Origin of the sequence: Candidatus Magnetaquicoccus inordinatus, assembly GCF_004217665.1 — a bacterium.
GTDB classification, from domain to species: domain Bacteria; phylum Pseudomonadota; class Magnetococcia; order Magnetococcales; family Magnetaquicoccaceae; genus Magnetaquicoccus; species Magnetaquicoccus inordinatus.
On sequence record NZ_RXIU01000324.1, the window covers coordinates 1 to 2,740 of the forward strand.

Below are 2,740 nucleotides of genomic sequence, written 5' to 3' on the forward strand. Positions count from 1 at the left end.
TGGCCGCAACGACAGCTTGAAACGCCATTGGTGCCGCATCCACAGCCGGCAATATTGGTCCAGGAGCGATGGCATTGACCCGAATATTTGGCGCCAGCTCCACAGCCGCTATTTGCGTCAGGGTCCATAATGCACTTTTGGCCAGCGTATAGGCCACATGACCAGGGCGGGGACGATGGATGCGCTGATCAACTATATTGACAATACTCCCCGACTGTTTACCACATTGCCGGGCAAACTGCTGCATCAACAACATTGGGGCTGTCAGATTGATGGCAAGCATCTCCTGCCATGCTGTTAAGGTCAAGCCAGCGAGGGAAGCGGGTCGAAAAATGGCCGCATTATTGACCAGAATCTGGACCTCTCCCATGCGTGCATTGACCTCTTGAAACAGGCCCTGTGTTTGCTCCGCATCGGCAAGGTCGGCAATAAACAGCTCAACCTCACCACCTTGCTGGCGTATCTGTTGACACTGCTGCTGGGCAGCTTGTCGGGAGTGATGGGCATGCCATGCCACTCGGACACCAGCTTGTACCAATGTCTGTGCACATGCTGTTCCAATCCGCTGACCGGAACCTGTCACCAACGCGCATTTTCCGGTCAGATCCATCATCACTATTCCCGATCAAGAGTGGGAAAATATATCTTCACTTTCCCAGCCGGCCAGATCCAAGGTTACCCGTGTCGGCAAAAAGGCCATGCAGCTTTTTGCCAACTCCAGACGACCTTCCCGCTGAAGCATACGCTCCAAACTCTCTTTCAGAGTCACCAGATGGATAACGTCTGATTGCACATATTGGATCTGTTGTGCCGAAAGGGTATCAGCACCCCAGTCCGATGACTGCTGTTGCTTATCCATCTCCATGCCTCGCAGCTCGCGAACCAAATCTTTCAGACCATGGTAGCCACTGTAGGTACGGACCAAGCGTGAGGCAATCTTGGTGCAAAAAACCGGTTGCACATTGATATCCAACCAATGACGCAAACTGGCCAGATCATAACGGGCAAAATGAAAAATCTTCTCCACACTGGTCGATTCCAATACCTGTTTCAGGCGTGGAGCATGGCGATCTTTGACTTGTATTACAGCAACTTCACCCGCTTCATTACACATCTGCACGACACACAGCCGATCACGCAGAACATTCAACCCCATGGTCTCTGTATCAACAGAGAGATAGCGGCTGTTCAAGTAAAGTTGCAGATACTCCTCATCCAAATCGCCTTGCAAAATTTTCGGCAGCGTTTGCACAGTGGTCACGGCTCCATTCCTCTAAAAAAATAGGAGAACAACAACAACGACAGGTCAGACATAAAAAGAGCTATGGCTCTCGTCACGGAAGTATGGCATAATCCCACATTCTCGTTATAGAGAGTTCTTGATGGAATGGAAAGGATTTGGCAATGGCACAGAAAGAGAATTATACCGTTGAGCAGTTGGAACGCATTCGTGCCACGCTCGGCTCTGCATTAGGCGATAAATCGGCGCAGGCTCTTGAGGCATTGGAGACCCGTTTTTCAGCCGCTCCGGATGTTTCGGAAGAAGATGAAAAATTGATGAAACTCCGTGAAAAGATGGACAATCCTTCAGTGGATGTCACTGCTATTATCGCTACGGGGCGTCTTCCTGACATGATAGCTGGTTTGGATAAAGCCAAAAATGAGCCCGATAAACAGCAGCGTTTGGTGACCGCAATTTTGAATCATAAAGATGCCAAACCGCCATCGCTTGTCGAAGCCTTAAGCAAAGTAACCAATCGTCGAGAGCTGGTGGAAGATCTGGTCGGTGGCATCGTCGCGCAACGCGGCGTCAATCCGCTCATCGAATCCTTGCGCTATGCCACCATTAGTCCGACCGCCTATTCCGCCTTGGCCAAAGGTATTGCTGAACAGGGTACGGTCAACCATATGATCCGTACCATTGCTACTGCCCCGCGTGGTCAATCAGATGCCGAACTGATGTGGGCCATGGAGATCATGCGCAAAGGCACTTTGGAGCAGATGCTGGAAGCCATGAATCTGTTGGATGATGCCTCTCCGGGTATTGTGGCTTTGGCATCTGGGGTGGCCAATCGCAAAGATGTTGGTGTGGAACCGATGGTGCGTGGTCTCTCCTTCTGTAAAAACAATGCCAAAGCGGCTGCCATCCTGGCGCTTGAATTGACCCGTGTGGCCGATCTCAACGCTGTGGTGGTGATCCTGGAAAAATATATCAGCGATGGCAGTGATGCCGGAGAAATCCTGGTCAGCAAACTGGTGCACCGGACCAAATTTGCCAAAAATCGTGAACCTCTTCTGATTAAGGCCTGTCGCTTTATGCGTGGCGATTCCATGGCCGGAAAAATTTTGGCTATGGGTATCAACGATCTCAATGATGGTGAAAAGTTTGCCCAAGCCCATGGTCGTTTGGGTAGCCATCTTGGTGCGCAAAAGGTCATGGCCATGGGCATTGCCCGCAAGCTGGGGCCCATCAAAGGGGTTTCCATGCTCGGCAAAGAGTATTTTAAGGTCTCCTCCTATCAAGGCGAAGTGGATGCCCTGCTCAAAGAGGCCAAACTGCGTTATGAATGGATCCTCAAGGAGGTGTTGGGAGAGGATCCCTCCGCCAAGCCAGAACCAGAGTCAGACTCTGCCAAAGCGGATGCCAGCGAAGAGCCCAAGAAAAAGTAACTATTCACCACCCAAAACTATTGCGGGTCCAGGGAGGGCACCTCCCTGGCCGGGTCCAGGGATGGAATCC

General features: G+C 51.3%; 3 protein-coding genes. 1 reads left to right on the forward strand and 2 read right to left on the reverse strand.

Annotated elements, in window-relative coordinates:
• The coding region (locus tag EJP87_RS15200) for an SDR family NAD(P)-dependent oxidoreductase (RefSeq protein WP_130472707.1) at positions 1-613 on the reverse strand (613 nt) is incomplete at its 3' end.
• A 12-nt stretch (positions 614-625) separates the two neighbouring features.
• Positions 626-1,261, reverse strand: a complete 636-nt coding sequence (locus EJP87_RS15205) for a ribonuclease D (protein WP_227657684.1) — start codon at positions 1,259-1,261, stop codon at positions 626-628.
• 143 nt (positions 1,262-1,404) lie between these two features.
• On the opposite strand from EJP87_RS15205, the gene EJP87_RS15210 reads away from it, so the two are divergent.
• A complete protein-coding gene (locus tag EJP87_RS15210; RefSeq protein ID WP_130472708.1) occupies positions 1,405-2,670 on the forward strand; it encodes a hypothetical protein in 1,266 nt (421 codons plus the stop codon).
• The last annotated feature ends 70 nt before the right edge of the window (positions 2,671-2,740 follow it).